Genomic DNA, 23595 nt, shown 5'->3' on the forward strand with positions numbered 1-23595 from the left:
TCTTATATTCTTTTATATATGCATTTCATACTGATTAAGCATACGGTTCATTTCCCGATAACCATACTCTATAATCTGATGAGTTTTATCGTAATCAAACATGCTATATTTATCCATCGCCATCTCTACGCAAATATCAGGAGGTGTAAGTTGCATAGCCATCTGAGTATTATTAGCTATTGACATGCGAGAGACTCTCCAAGCTATATTAAATGTATTGTCAGAATAGTTAATCTTAAGAAATGGAAAGATACGTTTCACAATCTTCTTAATATCTCCTTGCGATTTCGGATCTTTATGCGCATAAAGCGAAAATGGTTCTTCTTCAGAGGCTGACACATTAACAGCCACTAGAATATCATCTTTAGTTCGCTCCACCCGATTAAGAGGCAGGGTATTATGCACACTACCATCTACTAGTATCTTGTCGCCTAAAGTAACAGGCTTGAAAATGCAGGGGATAGAGATGCTGGCTCGGATAGCTGTCTTAAGCATACCTTCACGAAATACATATTCTTTTCCTGTTACCAGATCGGATGCCGAACAACAAAACTTGATGGGAAGATATTCAATGCGCGCTACGCCTATTATTTCATCAAAGAGATTCATCAGTTTTTCACCTGAAAAGACATGGTCAAGTCCCAACGATACGTCCATGAGTGACATCATTTCAGTCTTGCTCATATCCAAAATGATAGATTTAAGTTCTTGCAGTTTACCAGCCGCGAAAAAACCTCCTACTAGCGCACCCATAGATGTTCCCGATACGGCATGTATCGTATATCCTCGCTCTAAAAGGGCCTCTATAGCACCGATATGAGCGAAACCTCGTGCTCCTCCTCCACCAAGAACCAAAGCTACATTCTTGCTACGTGGTGGAGTAAGAAAAATATGCTTGAGAAAATTATGCAATACTCCCATTTGTCGCAGTTATTAATATCTTATTATTCGCTACTCCGAATACATATTACTGTACAAATATACTGCATTTTCTTAACACAAAAATAAAAGACAAGTAAAAATTATCGTCTAGCCTTAAAAATGACATACACGATAACAGGGGCACCCATGATTGGAGTAACGGCATTAAGCGGAATAATACTCATTTCACCAGGAAGACAGCAGAGGGCATTGCAGAGCAAAGCGATGGCTGATCCTGCCAGCATGGTCCCAGGAATGAGTATACGATGATTGTCGGTTACCAAAAGCATTCGGGCTATATTAGGAACAGCCAGACCAATAAAGGCGATTGGTCCACAAAAAGCGGTTACTACAGCTGTAAGTAAACCTGTATCAAGTAGGAGTAGATTACGAACAAAACGGATGTTGATGCCTAGGTTACGTGCGTAGTTCTCACCTAACAAAAGAATATTAAGGGGCTTTACAAGCACAATACTCAAAGCTAAACCTAATATAACCGTCAGGGCAAAGTATGGCATCTGAGACATAGATACACCTCCAAAATTACCCATACCCCATACCATATACGATTTAACTCCTTCTTCTGTAGCAAAAAAATTAAGAAGGGAGACAACTGAACTGGCCAGATAGCCTATCATAATACCGATGATGAGAAGCAGTACATGATCTTTGACGATAGAAGAACAAACAAAGATGATAGCTGTAACTACCATCGCACCGGCTAAGGCTGCCAGTATAACAGCCATAAAACCTGAAATAGAAACGGTTGCTACTGCAATGCTTCCACCAAAAGCAAGCATCACCAAAGCTACACCCAAACCGGCTCCACTGTTAATGCCAAAGACATCAGGACCTGCTAGAGGATTGTGAAAAGCTGTCTGAAGCAGCAAACCGCTAACGGCCAATGCTGCTCCACTAAGAAGAGCTGTCATCGCTTGGGGCAAACGGGACTCCATGACGATGAAACGCCATGAATCTTTCACTCCACCATTGCCTGTAAGAATGGCGAACATATCGCGAACAGGGATATCTACACTGCCCACCAACAAATTGACCCAAAACAGAACTATAATGCCTGCTACTAATAAACTTAATGCGATGATATTTCGTCTGCTCATATATGTAAATAACTTATTTCAGACGATGATAGTATTTCAAAGTACCAATTTTTAATTCCGGATGGAGAATAATAATCATATCACGTAATACATACTCTGGATGAAAACCTGATTCCTCAAAAAATGGTACTACCGTACAATTGGCACCAAAAACTTGTCTGTTCTGAAAAGCTTTCAACTGACTATAGCCATGGTATTCTGCCAATAGCTCCTGCATATTGGCTGGATGGTCATTATACTTGAAAAACCAGATATCAGCCTGACCAGCCTTATCAAGTACTTTCTCAAATGACAAACTCAATGATCCTTGACTTTTATTGTCGGCAAAGGCATACTGTCCACCGGCATCCTTAATAGTAGCTGCTGTAGTACTACCACCACCTGGTACATACCATACAGATCCTGTCTTGCGCTCTGTAATAACTACCGGACGTTTTTTGGTAGACATAGCCAAGGCCTTTAGCCGTTGATATTCATGTACTATAGCTGTAAATAAAGCATTTGCTTCTTTCTCCTTACCATAAAGTAAACCATAAAATTTCATCCATTCGGCTCTACCCAATGACGAGGTTTCCATATATTCAGCACACTCTATAAGGGGGATATGAATTTCCTCTAACTTGCCATATCCACCACTATTTTCGAAAGGCGATAAGAGTAAGACTTGTGGCTTGGCATCGATAATCTTCTCAACATCAGCGTTCATTCCATCACCACAATCTGCCAACCTTCTTGCTTTTACTGCTTTTTGTATCCAAGGTATATTGATGTATTTCAAATCACACACCCCCGTAATAGCCTGCTGAGCGCCAAGATCGGTAAGAAGCGAACAATGGGTGGTCGTAAAGACAATGCTTCGTTTTACCGGTGTTCGCACTACTGTATATTTCTTAGCTTCTAGAGTGGATACCAGTGCATCTCCCTTTTTGCCTTGGGGCACCAACGCATACTGATGAAGCAACTTGCCTTGACGCCATGGATCAGTTAAATTAGCTAATGTATATCCGTCATACTTAACAAGTGTAAGATGACGGGCATATTGAAGCGAAATCGTATCGCCCTGTTCCTGGGGAGCAGTATTCTTACCACCACAAGAACAAAGCAATACGACAGCTAACAATAGTATATTCCAAATCTGTTTCATCGAGGAATATCTTGTTAAAATGTTAACTTGTTAGTTTGTCAAATGACAATATATTGAATAAATTCTTTCGACAGAATAGATTAATTCAAGAAACAGATGCCATGTGAATTGACACCACCGGCAGAGAACTGACGAACAAATGCACCTTTCTCATCAAATTCGTAAACGATTCCATCATTCACGTAGTCTGATGTGATGAAGTATACATGCTGATTATACTTGTTATAGCTTACACTATATACGGTATTTGAGTTGATGGCTGCTGGTACATTTTGGAAATAAGAAGTATTTTCCTTGCCGTCTGCTATAGTATAGGTGAAGAGTGTGGTTGAGACAGCATACGTTTTCCAATCTGTTGCACTATTAGCAGCATAAATTACACCATTGCCCAAAGTAATAGACGAAGCATTACCAATCTGTGTGTATGTATTAGTCTTGGTATCAAGTACACCCCATGGGTTATCATAATAAGCTCCAAAACCTGTAACATAAATCTTGTCACCATCAGCATACAAACGAGCAGGATCTTGCATCACCTCAGCATAGTTGATGGTCTTGAAGTTACTAACTATAGCTACACGATTATCTTTATAATCTGCTCCTTGTAGGGTTACATAGAGTTTGCCATTATTCTTAACAACATCTTCAGGACGGTCGCCAACCTTCAAAGAATCGACATACTCCAGTTTGTTACCCTTCATACTAATTCGGCTGATATAACCACCATAAGAAACGGCATATACGGTATCGCCTTCTACAGCAACATTACGTACTTGACCCAAATTCTTATACTTTTCAAAGCTGATACGAGACTTCTCTATACCATAACCATCGAGCAAAGCGACATAGTTGCTCACATTAATAGCTACTACAACTCGATTGTTGTCGACTACCTCTATATCATTACCAGTATCACCCAACTTCTGACCATTCTGAGTAGCATACAAGTCTACTGCGGCAGAATCACCAGTTGCAGACCAGTCAAAATAAGTGATACTAGAATTGTTTTGGTTCATTGAACCTTCATTGAGGATGAATGCACGATGACTTGTAGTCAGTTCTACTTTACCTTCTCCTAAGGAATTCCACTCATCATCACTACAAGATACAAGGCCTAAAACTGCAGGCATCAAGAAAAGAGCTGCATAGATTTTCTTCATTTTCATTGTTAATATTAATTTTTAAAAATAGAATGTTCCTGAAAAAGTAAACTGTCTTCCAGGCATCGGATAATACTGTATAATTTCATACTGCTGGTCGGTAAGATTGGTTACCTTGGCCTGAAGATTCAGTCGGAAAGACTTCAGTTGAAACTCACGATTGAGTGTAAGGCTATGCTCCCAAAAAGCATTCAAACGATACTCTAACTTATTTTGGGCGGAAGAATAGCGACTGCCTTGCATAATAACACTATAGCCGATATTGAGCCATGGCGTAGAGAGTACTATGGAACCATTACCACTCCACTTAGGGGTATAAGGCAACATACTATTATAAGTCTGAGAGGTGGCATTCGTCTTATCCAAAGCCTGCTGCCAAGTGGCTGCTGCTGAGAACTTCGCATTCCATCGGCTGGCTATATCCACCTGTGCTCCCATCGTCATATCAACTCCCCAGATATCTACCTTCCCATAATTGGCCATTCGCCATACATAGGTACTTGGGAAAGCTACAATCTTATCGCGTACATCATGATAATATCCATCTACAGTAAACGATAAATAGCGCAACGCCCGATAATGGGTTTCCCAGGTTAATCCGGTACTGTACTGATGAGCTATCTCCGGACGTAGGTTTACATTACCCAGCCTTCGATAATAAAGATCGTTGAAGGTCGGCACACGGAACGTATTCTTCCACATGGCTCTGAAAAATAGCGGTATATGAGCTAACAAACGATAATTCAGAGCGATACTTGGCGTGAAACGTGTTTTGTCTGCCGGTTTATTGCCTGCTTCCACCATTTCGTGAGCATAAGTATACCCCAAACTGCCATTTATTTTAAGACGATTAATACGCCACTTCATGGCTAAAGCCGAAATCGAAGTAAGGCGGGTTGGAAGAGGTACATCATAATTTGTATTGACATACACATTGTTCTTCAACTTATTATAGCTGAGATCTTCGGCTATGCTCATATCCAGCCCTTTGGCAATATTCCAGCCTAAGGTGGCCGAACCATAATATTCATCCTGTCGGTCTATATCAACCTGTTCTCCTGAAGGGTATTCAGACCCTACATCACGATATTTATTCCAGGAATGGGTGTATTTCAACCGAGCTTCCAACTGTAATCGTTGATGAAGATGCGCACGATAAACAGACTGTACGAAGAAATCTTCATCCCACATTCGTTCTTCTGAAGGATTGGCATACAGAATAACAGCTCCTGGTAATCCTCTTTGCGAATAATACCAATATGCTTTTACATCAAGTTCGTTGGCATTGGCAAAAGTATGATACAGATTTACTTCTCCCTGCCAACTCTGAATATCACTATTATAGCGATGCTCGCGCGTCTTCAGTCTGCCATTAGTTAAGGTATACGGATACTGTCCATCGGCACGCATCATCTTTCCCTGAAAAGATACACTGGTACGCTCTCCTATCCGATGACTATATCGGAAGGATGGCGATAAATATCCAAATGATCCTGCCGTAAGATTAACTTTGAGATGATTAGTACGATTAGCTTCAAAAAGTGGACGTTCTGATTTTAGGGCTAAGACTCCCGCTGATACATATTGGCGAGCTGCCAACATAAGTTGATCTTCATCACCTAGCGACAGGGAAATACTCGATAGATTATCTGTATCATACCGACCGATATCAATTTGCCCAGCCTGTGTATTACTCAAGGTTACGCCGTCATAACTTATGGCAACATGATGGGTGCCTAAATTATGAATAGAAACTGTCTTCATACCACCAATACCACCATAATCGCGTACACTGACACCAGCAAATCGCTTAACGGCATCAGCCACATTATCGATACCTAAATCGATAAGATCAGCTTTCTGAATAGTCTGGATATTAGTAGCTGAAGATATGTTACGATGAAGCATAGAAGCTACTACCTCTACATTATCCAATAATATAGAGTCTTTCTGTGCCAGGGTCGTTTGGGCAAAAGCCAACACCCCTATGATAATACCTATTTGTTTTCTCATTCTTCCTCGAGAACTGAAAATAATATTTACGCAATGGCAGGTCTTCTGACTTTACGGCTTTCCAAAATGCGCCTTCCCAAACAAAGTTCAGTGGCATGATGCATTTTAGACAACAACCGCTTACAGCAGCGGGACTGTTCAGGAGTTTCACCTGATTCCCTTTTTAATCAATGGCGGATGAACCTATTGCGGATGCAAATGTACTCATTTTTTTTGAAAATCAGTTAACCTATATGAAAAAACATAAAGAAAGCCCTCAGGAACCTGCATACACAGGCTGCCTGAGGGCTTATGTTGTTTGTGAAAAATGAACTTCAGTTCAGTAATAATATTTGCTTATTGAGCTGGAGTCATCATCACTTCTATCTTGTTACCAGATGAAAGAATAACATTCTTAAGGAATGCTGACAGTTTCTCTGGGGTAAGTGACTTCACAATATCCTTATAATTGGTATAGCTGTCTACTCCCCAACGATTGTAGTTGTAAAGTACATCTGACCAATAATTATTGTTACGTGCATTCTCATCAAACTGCTTAAGCATAAACTCTTTAGCCTTCTGAACATCTGCAGCATCTATCTTTACTGTTGCTTCGTTCACGCCCTTCATCATTAAATCGTAAGCCAACTGGGCCTTAGCAGGATCCATCGGACATCCAGCATAGAGTGTATAAGTAGCTTTGTTATTGATATCACTATCAACAAATCCCTGAGCACCAACAGAGTATGCCGCACTACTCTCCTCACGGATAGTACGAAGCAATGCCATATCAAGCACTTTACCAAGCGCATCGACAAGAATATCATTCTCAAGAGTATATGCCAACGGCTTTGAAGTCCAAAAAGCTGTCAACTGTGCTTTAGGAGTATCCATCTTACGCTCAAAATGATTCTTTACCATACCTACAGCAAGAGTACGTGGGTCTGTATCAGAACTAGCTTTAGCATTCTTATTTGCTGGCAGAGATGCTACATACTGTTTCACATACTCACGAAGCTTTTCTTCATCAAAATTACCGGTAAAGTAGAACGTAAACTTACTAGCATCTGCTGTTACCTCTTTAGCCATTTCAAGGATACGGTCGTAATCAACCTTTGCCAAATCCTTCAACTCCAATGGAGCAAATCGAGGGTTGTGAACAAAACGAGTTACAGAAACAGAATCGTCATACACTTCTTCTGGCTTCAGATTCTTATTCTTCAACTCCATTTCCACAGCATTCATCATCATCTTGAATGACTTTTCGTCTTTCTTAATCTTAGTAAAATAAAGGTAAGCCATCTGCATCATGGTTTCCATATCTTTAGGCGTAGAGCTACCCGAAACTGTAGTATTATAGAGCGACATACCAAGGTCTGCATTGGCACGCTTACCAGCGAGTACTTTGCTCAACTCTGTGCTGGTAAAGTTACCGATACCAGAATAGCCGATAACCTGATTAAAAAGACGATTATTTATGAAATCTTTCTCACCGTAGCGATTGGTACCGCCCTTGGCAATAGCATTCATTTTAACCTGTTCATTTTGGAAATCGGTCTTCTTCAGGATAACCGTTACACCATTAGAGAGAATCCACTTCTTAAAGCCTAATTTCTTGTTTTCTGTCTCCTTTACTATTTCACCTTTGGCTGGAAGTTCTGCAATCAATGGTTCTTGCTTTACATGGTCTACCCATGCAGTAAGCTTCTCTGAACGAGCCTCCTTGATGGCATTCTTCAGCAGATCTACAGTAATATAATCTGTTTTGCCTTCCTTTTCCTGCTCCTGTGCTATAACGACAAGATTAGTATCTGTATCTACGATAAGCTGTTTCGCCATATCATTAATCATCTCTACAGTAAGCTGTGGAATAATGCTACTGGTGAGTCGATACTGGTCTTCAATAGAAGGCATTGGCTCATTCTCCAGATAGTTACTTACATATTGATTATAAAAAGTAGTATTTGGAGTCATCTCACGATTAGCATACATACTCTCTGCTGCACTGATAATGCTGCTCTTAACACGGGCCAACTCTGTCTCTGTGAAACCAAACTGACGGGCACGCTCCATCTCACGGACAAGAGCCTTTATCGCTTCTTTAACCTGGCCATCTTTAGGAACAACACCACCAGAAAAAGCATCCTTGGTCTTGCTAATGATATAATTACCATCAGATACTGATGCTCCTACGAATGGACATAAAGAGTCTTGAGCCATTTCCTGATAACGAGCATTAAGCATATTGGTCATAATCGATTTGATATAACCATTTATCATATACATCATATTGCTCTTCAGTGAATCAGGATAAACGTCATGCTTATGCATCATCTGAATAACGGTATAAGCCTGCTCTTTATCCTTAAAGGTAACATAAATCGGCTTGTTGTTATCAGGTACCTGCTCGTCTACTACCTGTGCTGCATGAGCAGGAACTTTAGCATCGGCCCAAAGAGCCTTGATTTCGGCCTCAACATGATCAACATCAATATTACCGACAACTATAATAGCTTGGTTATCTGGACGATACCACTTTCTATAATACTGACGGAGTACCTTTGGCTTAAAGTTATCGACAATACTCATCAAGCCAATTGGCAGACGATTGCCATACTTACTGCCTGGATATAACTGAGGAAGATAATTCTCATAAAATCGCTGTCCTGCACTGGCACCCATCTGCCATTCCTGATGAACCACACCACGCTCCTTATCTATTTCCTTGGCATCCAGTGTAAGGTTACCACTCCAATCTCTCAAAACCAAAAGACATGAATCGAGAGCTGACTGACGATTGGTTGGAACATCGCAAATACGGTATACGGTTTGATCAATAGAGGTATAAGCATTCAGATTACTACCAAATTCGACTCCTAAACTACGGGTAAAGTCGATAATACCATTCCCTGGAAAATGCTTACTACCATTGAAGGCCATGTGCTCCAAGAAATGAGCCAAACCTCGCTGATCATCATTTTCTTGAATAGATCCTACTCGCTGAGCGATATAAAAGTTAGCTACGTTTTTAGGATACTCATTATGACGAATATAATAAGTTAGTCCATTACTCAACTTACCAACTCGTACATCTTTGTCTGCAGGAATTGTTGAAAGTTGCTGAGCCTTAACAATAGTTGTGGAAGATAATAAAGCTACAACTACAAAAAAACTTCTTAATTTCATCGAATTATATTAATTGATATAGAATAATATACAAAGATATCACTTTTTATAATCCAAAAAGTGATATCTTGTCAAAATTTAACAAATATGTAAAAAATAAATTACCACACTAAATTAAACCATTTATTATTGATGACCTGTATATGGGTAAAAAAGCGATAGGCTAACCAATAATTAAAGGCTATCAACCCTACAATAATAACATCAAAAATAGAAACGATTATCTCTAAACCTGACGAACTCATATCTGCCAAATTTATATTGAAATCAGATTTATCCAAAACACTAGCTATAAAGATTGTGAGGAAAAACATGGTAATGGAGGTCAACACCCAAGCCTGCTTGCGAAAGAAGGTTCCACCAAGGATATAGACGGAATGAATATAAATGACGCCCAAGAACAACATGAAGCCTAATAACCATGATAACAGATCTGTACTCTCAATAAAACTATTTCCTATCGTAAGATTCGAAAAGAACTGTATATGTGTTATCACAAAACCTGTTTGATCGAATGGGAAAAACAGAAGTGAAAAGAGCCATTGTAACACGTCAGCCGCAATTAGACCTACGACAAAAGCTCCCGCATAATAGAGCGTCACAAACATAATTCGAGAGATAAACTTCTCGAAATTACTAGCTGGCAAGGTCAAAAAATCAATAGTCTGCTGCTTGTTGCGCACATTATTCAAAATTGATGATTGCATAAATATCATAAAAGTAAAAAAGCAACCGATTACAAAATCTGCTTTATTGCTCAACTCGTTTTGAAGACTATCAGATTGAAATGGTAGAAAAGGTATAACTTCTAAAAAGAAGTCTACAAGAAAGATAACAAAAAAGAAAGAAGCTATCTTAGTCAAAACGGGTAAATTATAATAGAACGTCCATTTCAGGAGTTTAACAAATCGATTGAAATCAAATGTTTTCATAATAAGTATAGCGTAAATTAAACATTTTAGTTATTACCAGTTCACCCAGCGATTGTTGACAATTTGCAAACGGGTGAAAATACGATAGGACAAACCAAAGGTTTGAAATTAAATGATTGCATGGTCTTCTTTTTTATTGACTATTTCAACATACCTTTCGTTGCCGCATTGAAGAAGAGTTCCAGATTAATCGTAGTTTCATCTTCATCAGCTTCTCGCAAAGTAATAGCAGCATTGCCTTGTAACGAAGGTTCGGCATAGAGCACTCCCTCCATATCCTGTGGGTTGCGATAACGAAAACAGTACTTGTCTGTTATATCTGCTACGGATGAGTCTACCAGAATCTGGGAATTATCAAGTATAACAATATGATCAAGCAAACTCTCAATATCATGTACCTGATGAGTTGAGATAATAAGAGTGCTGTCTTCCGTCATATTTTGGGCAACTACTTTGCGGAAAAGACTCTTTGATGGTATATCCAACCCGTTGGTAGGCTCATCCATAAGCAAATAACGTGTTCCTGCCGCAAGGGCAAAACTCATATATACTTTTTTCTTCTGACCCATAGATAGTTCTTTCAAATTAGGCTCTTCAGGCAACTCAAAATCAATGAGACATTTCTTCAAGAGCTCCCGACTAAAGTTAGGATAGAAAGCTTCATTCATCTTGATAAACTGCTTCAAACTGATTTTAGGCATATCATATTCTTCTGGTACAATAAATATGTCCTGAAGAGTAACGGGATTGCGATCTGATGATTTAATTCCATCAACAAGCACTTCTCCAGACTTCGGACGAAGCAAACCGGCTATCAAGTAAAGCAAAGTACTTTTTCCCATACCATTCTTACCTAGAAGGCCATAAATCTTATTTTCGTCAAAATTTACACTTAAATTACCATATACCTGATGACGAGATCCTGGGTAAGTGAAATTGATATTTTTAACTTCAATCATAGTTTTATTCCGAATTATTTTTTTTAGAAATCATTTTTTCTTTTGATCCACTCATCTTCGATATCTCGAATATCGATGTTCAGAAGTTTCATCTGTCTAAAAAGTTCAGGCAGTGTTCCTTCAAGGAAATTCTTTTTACGAGCGGTAATAATAGCTTCCTTGGCTTGCTCACTAACAAAATAGCCGAGTCCACGCTTGTTATATATAATATTTTCTCGTGCCAGCAAATCGTATGCTTTGACCGCCGTATTGGTATTCACCTCTAATGTCACAGCGTATTCCCTTACACTGGGAATACGCGAATTAGGTCCATAGATTCCCGATACTATCTCATCACAAAGCCTTTCTGCCATCTGAACATATATAGGTTTGCCATTGTTGAAAATCATATTTTTATTTTATTATCATGTCTATTTTAACAAAGCATAGAGTACATCGCTACCTGGATTCATCATGAGGAAACCATCTACTCTCGCAAAATCATTATTTTTTTCGTCCCATTTATAGGTATCCACTGCCATCATACCGTTAGCAAGTGTTTCGTAGGTCATTAATTCATCAGCCTGCGCCAAACTATTGTGCTTAGCATCCCAACGGCGACGAGTTACACTGTAACCTGCTATATCGTAGCTAAAATCAAGTACATAAGAAGTTTCCCACTTACCTGCCTTGTAAATCTTAGCTGTCTTTTTAACTAATCTATCTTGATCATCATAAGCATATTCATACTGCAACTTATGCTCAAGGATATTTTCTGATACATCAAAAACATTTACCATGGTAACATGGTCTTGATCCATTGCTACATTATAACAAAAGCCATTAGGCTCTGAACTGTTTACCAAATTGAAAAACATTGTTGCTACTGTTGCTGCTGTAATAATTGCTTCCATAACTTTTGATTTTTAAGTGGCTGACCGTTTTATGAGTCAGGGGTGTTATTAGTTTGAATTAAATTTTTATTATTGATTACTAACTCTTTTGCTCTCCAGTAGTAGTGTACTACCATTGTAGAACACTGCAAATATAGAATAGATTTCAATAAGCTGCAATAGTTTAGAGCAAAAAACAATAATTTTTCGTTATATTTTAACATTTAAAAACCTTTCATGGCACAAACCTAAATAAAATTAACTATAAATTAACTGTTTTGTACTATTACAGTAGTACACTATCATCTACCATAACAGCTTATGAAAACGAATACGATTCACCTAAAAATAATGAGGGCACGACATGCATTCATATCAGTAATGAAAACATATCGTGCCCTCAACAATATAGTAACAAGCCTGTTTAAGCAGTGGCAGGTACTTTAAAACTTTTGAGCCAACTTCCCCGATAAAGCAATGCTAAAAAGGCCAATCCGCGGCAAGTTAATTCTATTGCCATAGCAATCCATACCCCCTTTAACCCCATGCTCTGTGCAAGGGTATAGGCCAACGTAAGTCTTACCATCCACATACTGCAAAGATTAATCAAAGCAGGCTTGATAGCATCTCCTGCTCCTACACTAATACTATATACCACTATGCTAGCAGCAAAGAATGGTTCAGCAAAAGCCTCTATTCGTAAAACAGAAACGCCCAAATTTTGAATCTGCTCAACTGGCGTAAGGAGTGCCATCATTTCGGGCGCAAAGATATACATCACAACTCCCATAAAAGCCATTACTATCATACCCAAACCTACGGTCATATGGGCAAAATTCTTGCACAAATCCATTCTATTAGCACCGCGTGTCTGCCCAACCAATGTAGAGGCTGCTTCACCGATACCATACCCCGGCATATAACAAAGACTTTCTGCCGTAATAGCAAAAGAATTGGCAGCTATAGCAACATTACCCAAAGGAGCTACAATGAGTGTACTTACAATCTGAGCACCACTCATCAGTATATTCTGGGCTGCCATTGGTACACTAATCTTGGCAGCTATCTGCAAATAACTATTTATCCATCGGAAAGGTTCATGATCTTGATGCAAGGCTAACATCTTATTTTTCCATGCTGACATGTATAACATAGGAAGCGATGTAACGATATATGCCGACATCGTACCTAATGCAGCCCCTATAACGCCCATATTGAGCATGTAAATAAAGAGGTAATTAAAGCAAACATCAAAAACACACATCAGGCCACTCAGAAAACTTGGTGTTTTCATGTTGCCCGAAGCTTTCAATATTGCACTGGCTAAATGAAACAAGAGTACAAAAGGAAGTGTAAACGCATAAATCAAAAAATAACTCGATGATAATGTAGCTATGTCTGCACCACCTCCTAGCCAATACGGAAGAGGATTGTGAACGGCTATACCCACCAAACTCATGAGTAGACTAAAAGACAAGCCACAAATCAGAGCATGACGAAATACTTGACGAGCACGAACAAAGTCATTGGCTCCAATAAAATGGGCCACCTGCACAGAAAATCCAGATGAAACCGCTCCTAAAATACCTCCCATCAGCCAAGTTGTAGATTCTATCAAACCGATACTAGCTGAAGCTTCGGCACCCAAATGACCTACCATTGAAGCGTCGATAAAAAACATCATAACCGTAGTTACCTGTGCCAACATAGAAGGGATACTTAATCCTACTATCAAATTAAGTTTCTCACCATTCGTCATAGGCAGACCATTACGGATAGCTGCCATTAAGTGCTCTGTATTACTGATTTTGCTCATACCCTAAAAAGTGCTGCAAAGTTACAGCAAATATGCAGGATAACAAAATATCAATTGAGGTTTTATGTACCCATTTTACAGAAATCATAAAATAAAAGAGGATTCCCCTTATAGAGAATCCCCTCAGTAACAATAGTTTATTCCAAAAATCATTCGTTTAGCAATCGGTTTTGCTTGGCATAAACTACAGGAAGAGCTGTACCTGGACGAGAATAGCCATCCAAGGTAATATCAAATACCAAAACCGAATAAGCTGGAATTTCGTCTGTTGCAGTACTACCGTAGCCTAAATTGTAAGGTATATATACTTTCCATCGATCACCGATATGCATATATTGCAAAGCTGTAGAAAAGCCTTCTATAACACCATTGACCGTAAAAGCAGAAGGTCGCATAGTACTTTTATCATAAGCACCAGACCAACTCTGATCAAAAATGTAACCTAACTCAGCATCGTATGGTGAAGTATAACTGGTTGATTTCAACAGATAACCTCTATAGTCTACCAATACAGAATCTGTAGACATAGGACATCCACTACCTGTACCTTCTTGAAGCACCTTAACAAGAATATTATCCGTTACATCATTTCGCACAGATTCAGCAAATGCATATGTATGGATAATCTTCCAACTTGTATCACCTTTATCGATGCTATCTTTTACTGCAGCATATTTGCTAGCAAAATAGCTATCGTTAGTGGCCTTCCAGTTCTGGAACTCCTCTACAGTACCATCAGCCTCGCTACATGATGCCAGTACAAGTACCGACACCATCAGCATGACGAATAATTTAATAGTTCTTAATTTCATTGGCAACCTTCTTAAGTAAAGAGGTGATGCTTACGCGATCCTCTATGATAGAACGAAGCTGGTCAATATCTACACGCTCCTGCTCCATAGTATCACGGAAACGCAATGTAACCTTATGATCCTTTGGAGTTTCGTGGTCTACAGTTACACAGAATGGTGTACCAACTGCATCCTGACGACGGTAACGCTTACCGATAGAATCTTTAGGATCACCATAATGTGTATTAAAGTGGAACTTCAAATTGTCTACGATTTCATGAGCCAACTCTGGCAGACCATCTTTCTTATCCAATGGGAAGACAGCACACTTCACTGGTGCTAATGCCTCAGGCAACTTCAAAACAACACGAGTCTCACCATTTTCAAGAGTTTCTTCTGTATATGAATGACACATTACGCTCAAGAACATACGGTCTACACCAATAGATGTTTCTACATCATAAGGTACATAGCTTTCGTTACGTTCAGGATCAAAGTACTTGATACCACGACCTGAGAATTTCTCATGCTGACTCAAATCGAAGTCTGTACGAGAGTGAATACCCTCAACCTCCTTGAAACCGAATGGCAAGTGGAATTCGATATCGGTAGCAGCATTCGCGTAGTGGGCCAATTTTTCATGATCGTGATAACGATAATTCTCATCACCCATACCTAGAGCCTTATGCCATGCCAAACGAGCCTTCTTCCAGTATTCAAACCATTTCATCTCAGTTCCTGGCTGACAGAAGAACTGCATTTCCATCTGCTCGAATTCACGCATACGGAATACAAATTGACGAGCAACAATCTCATTACGGAAAGCTTTACCTATCTGACAGATACCAAATGGCAACTTCATACGACCTGTTTTCTGTACGTTCAGGTAGTTAACAAAGATACCCTGTGCAGTTTCAGGACGCAAGTAAATCTTGTTTGTTGCATCGCTTAAAGAACCCATCTCTGTAGAGAACATCAAATTGAACTGACGGACATCGGTCCAGTTCTTGGTACCAGAAATTGGATCAACAATACCCTCGTCGAGGATAATCTGCTTTAAAGCAGCGAGATCTGGTCCTTGCATAGCCTCAGTATAACGAGCATGCAACTCGTCACGCTTCTTTTGATTCTCAAGTACACGAGGATTAGTAGCACGGAACTGAGCCTCATCAAACTTATCGCCGAAACGCTTAGCAGCCTTAGCTACCTCTTTAGCAATTTTCTCTTCATACTTGCCAATCTGGTCCTCTATCAGATTATCTGCACGATAACGTTTTTTTGAATCACGGTTATCAATCAAAGGATCGTTAAATGCATCAACATGACCAGATGCCTTCCATGTTGTAGGGTGCATAAAGATACTAGCGTCAAGACCAACGATATTCTCGTGGAGCAACACCATACTCTGCCACCAGTACTGTTTAATATTATTTTTGAGCTCTACACCATTCTGACCGTAATCATAAACGGCTGCAAGGCCATCATAAATTTCTGAACTTGGAAAGACAAAGCCATATTCCTTACAATGACTTACAATCTTCTTGAAAACATCTTCTGCCATTTTTATCTTAAATTTTGATTGTTTCCTATTTTTTCTAAATTTAGCTGCAAAGATACAACTTTTTTTATAAAAACGGCAAGAAACACGTTCTTTAGCTAACATTAACGAATATCTAGTAAAACCATAAGAATCAGAACAAACCGTTTTTTGCACATTTCGTTTTTTTTTTTTATCTTTGCATGAAAATTACGTAATTAAAAATCCTATGGACGACGATAACATTATAAACAACGACGACGAGGTAAAAGACGACGATGTCATAGAAGAAGGCGATCAGGATGAAACATGGTCAGAAGACAGCCATTCTGATTATAAACCAGCTGATCGTTTTGACGCATCCGCTGTACACCACTTGTCAGGTATGTACAAGAACTGGTTCCTCGACTATGCTTCGTATGTTATTTTGGAACGTGCCGTTCCCCATATTGAAGATGGTCTCAAGCCAGTACAACGACGAATATTACACTCTATGAAACGTATGGACGACGGACGCTATAACAAAGTAGCTAATGTTGTCGGACATACCATGCAGTTTCACCCTCATGGTGATGCTAGTATTGGCGATGCACTCGTACAGTTAGGACAAAAAAATCTATTGATTGATACTCAAGGTAACTGGGGTAACATCTTAACGGGCGACCGTGCTGCCGCTCCACGATATATCGAAGCCAGACTGTCTAAATTTGCACTTGAAACCGTTTTTAATCCGAAAACTACCGAATGGCAATTCTCATACGATGGACGTAACAAGGAGCCTATCACGCTCCCTGTAAAATTCCCATTGCTCTTAGCTCAAGGTGCAGAGGGTATTGCTGTAGGTCTATCTTCCAAGGTTCTACCTCACAATTTCATAGAAATCTGTAATGCAGCTATCGCTTATCTCAAAGGTGAAGACTTCCATCTCTACCCTGATTTCCCTACTGGTGGTTCTATTGATGTCAGCAAATATAATGACGGACAGCGTGGTGGCGTACTTAAGGTACGTGCCAAGATTGAGAAAGTGGACAATAAAACACTTGCTATTCGCGAAATACCATTCAGTAAGAACACATCGACATTGATCGAATCGATTACCAAGGCTGTAGAAAAGGGAAAAATCAAAGCGCGCAAAATTGAGGACAATACCTCTGCACAAGCAGAAATTCTGATTCATCTTGCTCCTGGAGTTTCTTCTGACAAGACCATGGATGCTCTCTATGCATTTACAGACTGCGAAATTAATATTTCTCCTAACTGTTGTGTCATCGAAGACCAGAAACCTTGCTTTTTGACTGTAAGCGATGTTCTTCGCCATTCTGCCGACCGCACAATGGGACTTCTGCGTCAGGAATTACTTATCCGTAAGCATGAACTCGAAGAACAGTTGTTCTTCAATAGCCTAGAACGTATTTTCATCGAGGAACGTATTTACAAAGAGCGTAAATTTGAGCAGGCAAAAAATCAAGACGAAGTTGTTGCTTTCATCGATAGCAAATTGGAGCCTTTCAAACCTTCTTTCATCCGCGAGGTTACTCGTGAGGATATCGTACGTCTCCTCGAAATTAAGATGCAACGTATCCTAAAATATAATAAGGATAAAGCAGACGAGCTGATTGCTAAGATTAAGGCCGAAATCGCTGAAATAGAGAAAGACCTCGCCAATATGGTTGGGGTTACTATCAACTGGTTTGAATATCTCAGAAACAAATATGGAGAGGGCCACGAACGTCTTACCGAAATACGAAACTTCGAGAATATCGAGGTTACCAAAGTGGTAGAGGCTAACCAAAAGTTGTATATCAATCGCCAAGAGGGATTTGTCGGTACAGGACTCAAGAAAGACGAATTCGTTTGTAACTGTTCTGATCTTGATGATATCATTATTTTCTACAAGGACGGTAAATTTAAAGTGATTAAAGTAGCCGACAAAATATTTGTAGGCAAGAACATTCTGCATGTGCAGGTATTCAAGAAGAACGACAAGCGCACCATTTACAACTGTGTATATCGCGATGGCAAGTTAGGTTGGTACTATATCAAACGCTTCAATGTAACTAGCATGACCCGCGACAAATTATATGATATAACTCAAGGAAAACCTGGCAGTAGAGTAAATTACTTTACTGCTAATCCTAATGGTGAAGCTGAAGTGATTAAGATTACCCTCGACCCGGATCCTAAGAAGAAAAAACAAAATATCTTTATCGAAAAAGATTTTGCAGAGATAATTATCAAGGGACGTGCTGCCAAAGGTAACCTTCTTACTAAGGGCTCTATTCATCGTATAGGCCTAAAGAGTCACGGACACAGCACATTAGGAGGACGAAAAGTTTGGTTCGACCCAGACGTGAAACGCCTTAACTATGATGAGCATGGACGATTCCTGGGTGAGTTTAATGATAAGGACCAAATCTTAGTAGTTCTTGATAATGGTGAATTCTACGTTACCAACTTTGATGTCAATAACCATTACGAGGATAATATCTTGAAACTCGAGAAATGGGATGAACACAAGATATGGACAGCAGTTCTTTATGATGCCGACAATGAGGGCTATCCTTATGTGAAACGATTCACCATGGATGCCAGCAAAAAACATCAAAACTTGATGGGTGATAACATCAATAGTAAACTTGTCCTTCTTACTGATGTTGCATTTCCGAGAATCCAGATTACCTATGGTGGTGTAGATGCTATTCGTCCTGCTGAGATAATAGACGCAGAGCAGTATATAGGCCAAAAGAGCTTCAAAGCTAAAGGTAAACGTATCTCTATTTATAAAATCGACAAGATTGAAGAATTGGAGCCTACCCGATTCCCGGAACCAGAAACAGAAGAAGACACTGATAACGAGAAAGAAGAGGTAGTGGAAAACCTTGATCCGGATGCAGGAAAAAGCCAGCAACAGGTAATAGACGAGATAACCGGTCAGCTTAGTCTTTTCCCTGAAGATGACGAACAATAAAATCGTAGATACTTTAAAGAACAAATCCTCACAATCTTCCTGATTCGTGAGGATTTATTCTTTAAAGTATCTACATTATTTATAAAGAAAATATTTTCCTCCCTTACCATACGCATACATATTGATGAGTTGAAGAATATACTCAGCATTCTGTCGTACATGCTCCGTATCCCCATCATAGCCATTGACTAGAACGACAAGATGTGTGGTAGAAAGTCTGATACGTGTACGCTCATGATCAGAAGTTGGCGTACCTACGCCTCCCTCAGCATCACGATACACTGGCAAACCCTCGATATTAATCATACCTCGTCCGATACCTTCATAAGGTTCACCAGCCCTGCCTATACCAAGCGTAAGTGTATCGCCCACAAAATAATCAGCATCAAAACCACCTATACTATTACCAAAAACAATACTTGCCAGATTTAACATATCTACCAAAGTATCGATCTGATATAAGTCTTTTCCTTGAATCATTCTTCGGACAAGCGCTTCTGCTGCCGGACGATAACGCGAGGGATCTTTACCACAAGCTTTGTATACCTTTCGTGTAGCTGCAATGCTTGGAATTTCTTTAAGACTCTCCGTAGTTAGAGATGCCTTAAAAATATTAGCCTGCTGACGAATATCACTCCACAAATCTTGACAAAACGGACTATTCACTACTTGAGCTTCTACACACGCTCCCACAAAGTTCGGACATACCGATTTGATTTCTTCACTAACTATAATATTCATAAAATTCGTTCTTTTAGGCACAAATATATAAAAATAGGCTCAGAAAATTGTCACAAGAGAATATTTTTCCGTCATCAGAGTAAAAAAATTAAAACATGGGCCGACTAATGAACACATACCTCTCAAAAGCGTTTTATTCTTAATGCTACACACGATTGTTACATTTATTCTCATATTCTCAATTTGTCCTTTATACATCTGACAACATACTTACGACAGCTATATTCCTAACAACAAAAACAAATTTCTGTCATATATAAGACGATTATCCGTCAAAATAACATCGTAAGAATAAAAAAGAAAAGACTGCCTCTCAAGTTCAATAAAAAAAATATATCTTTGCTAAGTTAACTTTGAATTTTATACAACACAATGAATAGAATAATAACTACACTTTTCGTTTTATTATCCTCACTTACCATTTTCGCAGATGATGACACCGAAAAATTTAATTTCCATATAGGTTCAGAGAATGGATTGACAAGCGATATCGTTATGGATATTGCATTCGATGGAGAAGGCCTTGCATGGGTTGCCACCTATACGGGCGTAAACCGTATTGCAGGTGAACACATCATAAATTATAGAAAACAAAATAGTAATATCGCCAACAATCAGATTATGAAATTATGCTATAACAAAAAGTATAATCTCATGATGATGGGTACACAAGCCAATGGTTTAACATATTACAATTTTAAGACAAGAGATTTCGAATCATATACAGAAAAGGACGGTTTGCCAGATAAGCATATTATGGATGTAAAATGCGACAGAAATGGCAAAACATGGATCTTAAGCAAAAACGGTCTGATCAGTTGGTTCGACTATTCCACAAAAAAATTTGGTATTCTTAACAAAAACAAGCCCCAGCACCCGATTAATCTAGTTTCATGTATAAACGTAGATTCTCGCGGATGTATCTACATCGGTCATCACCAAACAGGACTTAATGTCTACAATCCTAGGACTAAAAAGGAAAGACATTATCTGGACAATATCAGTATTTCTCAAATATTCTTCGATCACAAAGGTCGATGTTGGTTGGTTACTTCTAAAGGACTAACTCTGCTCAATTTAAAAACCGGCGATGCCAAAACGTATACGGTTAATGCAAATCATCAAAATTCAGAAGATAACTACATACGCTATATATCAGAAACTACCGACAAATCTCTTGTAGCTTGTACAAATGATGGACTTAGCTATGTAGACCTCAAGAGGAATAGTATTCCAACAAAAGATGACCTGTATTTTTATAAGATGAGCAGCCTGTTTGGTGGCCAACTTCCTATACCGAAATTGGCATTACAAGATAAATACGGAAACCTCTGGATGGCAGGACGTGAATATGGTATCGATATTATCATGTACAACAGTACACCATTCCATTTACTACAACCATTCGCCAACATAAATCTAGCTGGAGTCTACAGCCTGTGGGCTGGTAAATATGATGTCTGGGCAGGTATGCAAGATTTATTCGGCCGAATCGACCAAGATAACCATCTAGTAGAAACCATCAGCATATTACCACATGTAAAATCGCCACAAGAACGTATTATTGCCATAAAACGCAGTAAAGATGGAATCATGTGGCTAGGTACTCTTCAGAATGGTGTATTAAGATATAATACCAACAATAAAACATGGTTATCACAGCCAGAGGGATTAGAACAAGGGCAGATACGCGACTTTCAACCTGATAAATACGGAGGTATGTATGTTTCTACCTCAACAGGACTTTATTACGTGAAAGATAACAAAAGTAAAAATCTCAATTTTATCTATAAACATTGTCCACCTATAGCCATGAAAACAGTCTTCATAGACAAAGATGATAAGCTATGGGTAGGAACATGGGGATATGGACTGCTTGTATTCGACAAACAGCACAAACTCATATTCAAGAAAGACTTGGCTACAGGTTTGGCCAGTGATGTCAACCAGTTCTACTATGACCGAGATGGATACCTGTGGATAGCAACCTCAAACGGCCTCTTCTGCTTCGATAACATACGCAATTTGAAGAAGATGAAGCACTATATTTCAGAAGATAAAGAAAGAGAACTCAATTATAAATCTGTGACCATGGACAAGACGGGGCACATTTGGCTTACGACACCAAGCTCTATCCTCTTCATGAATCGATATGGGGGAAAATTAGAAGAGTACGACTACCGTAATGGTTCTTCTTTTGGGGTTTTCCACACGGGTGTAGCTGAAGCTACAGCCAATGGTTTGGTTTACTTCGGATCATCAAAAGGCGCTGTATATTTTAATGCCAGCGAAGCCCTTACCCCACAAAAACTTTCTCCTCTACATATCATGTCCATTGATGAATTTGTGTCTGACGAAAACGGTAAATATACTATCGATGCTGGCCATAATACGATTACCGTACGATTCATACTCGAAAATATCGCGCAAATTAACAATGTGGTATACCAATATTATATAGAAGGTATGACCAACAAATGGGAAGATACACCTGGACATGCGGATATTACAATAGAGAACTTACCCCCAGGCGACTATGTTATCAAGGTAAGAGCCAAGGCCAAGAGTCAGTCATGGGACATGGCCGTAGTAACATCTGTAAATGTACACATGAAAGCCCACTGGTATTGGAGTTGGTGGTCAAAAACAATATATATGCTCTTAGCCTTCGGGCTCTTGGCATATGCAGTCAGGGAATATAATAAATATAACAAGAATAAAATCGCTCAATTGGCAGAAATCAACACCAACAAAGATCGTGTGAGATTCTTTACAGGCATTACACATGAACTCTATACTCCATTAACACTAATCAATGCGCCTCTGGAAGAACTTAAATCTGCAAGGAATATGTCTGTAAAGGAACAAAAGCAACTCAAGATGATTTCTGATAACGTGGAGCGTTTAATGAATCTCATTAAACAGATACGACAATATATGCGTAGCGATGAACCCATGAATATGAGTCCACAAAGTCTTATTGCCATTACCGAGATTATTACCAACAAATATCGACTGAAAAATAACAACCCTGAATTACGCATTATTTCGAAATATGAAGATAATTTACCAAATGTAAACCTGAATCGTAGTGCTATCACATCTGTAATGGACAATTTGTTAAGCAATGCTATCAAGTATACTCCTAAAGGTACAATAACGGTTAGTGTACATCGAGAGGTGGATCAACTAATTACTTCTGTACAAGATACCGGATATGGTATTAAGGAAGAAGCTATACCCCACCTATTTACTCCGTATTATCAAGCAGAAAGTCACGATAAGGAAATCGTTGGTGGTATCGGAATAGGGCTTTATACGGCAAAGAGATACATTAATCAACACGGTGGCACTATCAGCGTAACGAGTGTAGAAGGGCACGGCTCTACTTTTACTTTTAGCTTGCCTATTTGGCATTAAGCTAAGAAAATTCACTTTAGAGACTATATTATCGTTTT

Annotated in this window: 16 protein-coding genes and 1 riboswitch; of the genes, 2 read left to right on the forward strand and 14 right to left on the reverse strand. The window is 39.1% G+C overall.

Going from position 1 to position 23595, the window contains the following annotated elements:
• Window positions 1-12 precede the first annotated feature (12 nt).
• The 13 genes from L6471_RS11855 to L6471_RS11915 all read right to left on the reverse strand — a co-directional run bounded on the left by L6471_RS11855 (window position 13) and on the right by L6471_RS11915 (window position 16452).
• Window positions 13-921, reverse strand: coding sequence for a patatin-like phospholipase family protein (locus L6471_RS11855; protein ID WP_237797397.1), 909 nt, complete (start codon window positions 919-921; stop codon window positions 13-15).
• Window positions 922-1022: 101 nt separating this feature from the next.
• Window positions 1023-2039 carry an iron ABC transporter permease gene (locus tag L6471_RS11860; protein ID WP_237797398.1) on the reverse strand — a complete coding sequence of 339 codons (1017 nt, stop codon included), beginning with the start codon at window positions 2037-2039 and terminating at the stop codon, window positions 1023-1025.
• A gap of 13 nt (window positions 2040-2052) precedes the next feature.
• A complete protein-coding gene (locus tag L6471_RS11865) occupies window positions 2053-3183 on the reverse strand; it encodes an ABC transporter substrate-binding protein (RefSeq protein ID WP_006283338.1) in 1131 nt (376 codons plus the stop codon).
• An 80-nt stretch (window positions 3184-3263) separates the two neighbouring features.
• Complete coding sequence (locus tag L6471_RS11870; protein ID WP_006283339.1) at window positions 3264-4343, reverse strand: NHL repeat-containing protein; 1080 nt, start codon at window positions 4341-4343, stop codon at window positions 3264-3266.
• A 21-nt stretch (window positions 4344-4364) separates the two neighbouring features.
• Window positions 4365-6356, reverse strand: a complete 1992-nt coding sequence (locus tag L6471_RS11875; protein ID WP_237797399.1) for a TonB-dependent receptor — start codon at window positions 6354-6356, stop codon at window positions 4365-4367.
• Window positions 6357-6374: 18 nt separating this feature from the next.
• A riboswitch (cobalamin riboswitch) is annotated at window positions 6375-6559 on the reverse strand.
• Between the two features lie 133 nt (window positions 6560-6692).
• A complete protein-coding gene (locus tag L6471_RS11880; RefSeq protein WP_237797400.1) occupies window positions 6693-9521 on the reverse strand; it encodes a M16 family metallopeptidase in 2829 nt (942 codons plus the stop codon).
• Between the two features lie 101 nt (window positions 9522-9622).
• A complete protein-coding gene (locus L6471_RS11885) occupies window positions 9623-10453 on the reverse strand; it encodes a hypothetical protein (protein ID WP_237797401.1) in 831 nt (276 codons plus the stop codon).
• Window positions 10454-10593: 140 nt separating this feature from the next.
• Window positions 10594-11412 carry an ABC transporter ATP-binding protein gene (locus tag L6471_RS11890; protein WP_006283343.1) on the reverse strand — a complete coding sequence of 273 codons (819 nt, stop codon included), beginning with the start codon at window positions 11410-11412 and terminating at the stop codon, window positions 10594-10596.
• 23 nt (window positions 11413-11435) lie between these two features.
• Window positions 11436-11801 carry a GntR family transcriptional regulator gene (locus L6471_RS11895; protein WP_006283344.1) on the reverse strand — a complete coding sequence of 122 codons (366 nt, stop codon included), beginning with the start codon at window positions 11799-11801 and terminating at the stop codon, window positions 11436-11438.
• Between the two features lie 21 nt (window positions 11802-11822).
• Window positions 11823-12305, reverse strand: coding sequence for a DUF3836 domain-containing protein (locus L6471_RS11900; protein WP_006283345.1), 483 nt, complete (start codon window positions 12303-12305; stop codon window positions 11823-11825).
• A gap of 403 nt (window positions 12306-12708) precedes the next feature.
• The gene (locus tag L6471_RS11905) at window positions 12709-14100 is read right to left on the reverse strand and encodes an MATE family efflux transporter (RefSeq protein WP_237797402.1); all 1392 of its coding nucleotides are present in this window, start codon (window positions 14098-14100) and stop codon (window positions 12709-12711) included.
• 149 nt (window positions 14101-14249) lie between these two features.
• Complete coding sequence (locus L6471_RS11910) at window positions 14250-14912, reverse strand: FKBP-type peptidyl-prolyl cis-trans isomerase (RefSeq protein WP_237797403.1); 663 nt, start codon at window positions 14910-14912, stop codon at window positions 14250-14252.
• The gene (locus tag L6471_RS11915; protein WP_006283348.1) at window positions 14893-16452 is read right to left on the reverse strand and encodes a glycine--tRNA ligase; all 1560 of its coding nucleotides are present in this window, start codon (window positions 16450-16452) and stop codon (window positions 14893-14895) included. Before L6471_RS11915 ends, L6471_RS11910 begins: the two co-directional genes overlap by 20 nt.
• 205 nt (window positions 16453-16657) lie before the next feature.
• On the opposite strand from L6471_RS11915, the gene L6471_RS11920 reads away from it, so the two are divergent.
• Entirely contained in the window at window positions 16658-19396 is a 2739-nt protein-coding gene (locus tag L6471_RS11920) for a DNA gyrase/topoisomerase IV subunit A (protein ID WP_237797404.1), read from the forward strand.
• 75 nt (window positions 19397-19471) lie between these two features.
• On the opposite strand, the gene L6471_RS11925 is transcribed toward L6471_RS11920, so the two are convergent.
• Window positions 19472-20137, reverse strand: a complete 666-nt coding sequence (locus tag L6471_RS11925; protein WP_006281931.1) for a B3/B4 domain-containing protein — start codon at window positions 20135-20137, stop codon at window positions 19472-19474.
• Window positions 20138-20509: 372 nt separating this feature from the next.
• Between L6471_RS11925 and L6471_RS11930 the strand changes: the two genes are divergently transcribed.
• Window positions 20510-23557, forward strand: a complete 3048-nt coding sequence (locus L6471_RS11930; protein WP_237797405.1) for a sensor histidine kinase — start codon at window positions 20510-20512, stop codon at window positions 23555-23557.
• Window positions 23558-23595: the final 38 nt, after the last annotated feature.

The organism is Segatella bryantii (assembly GCF_022024215.1).
Lineage (GTDB): Bacteria > Bacteroidota > Bacteroidia > Bacteroidales > Bacteroidaceae > Prevotella > Prevotella bryantii.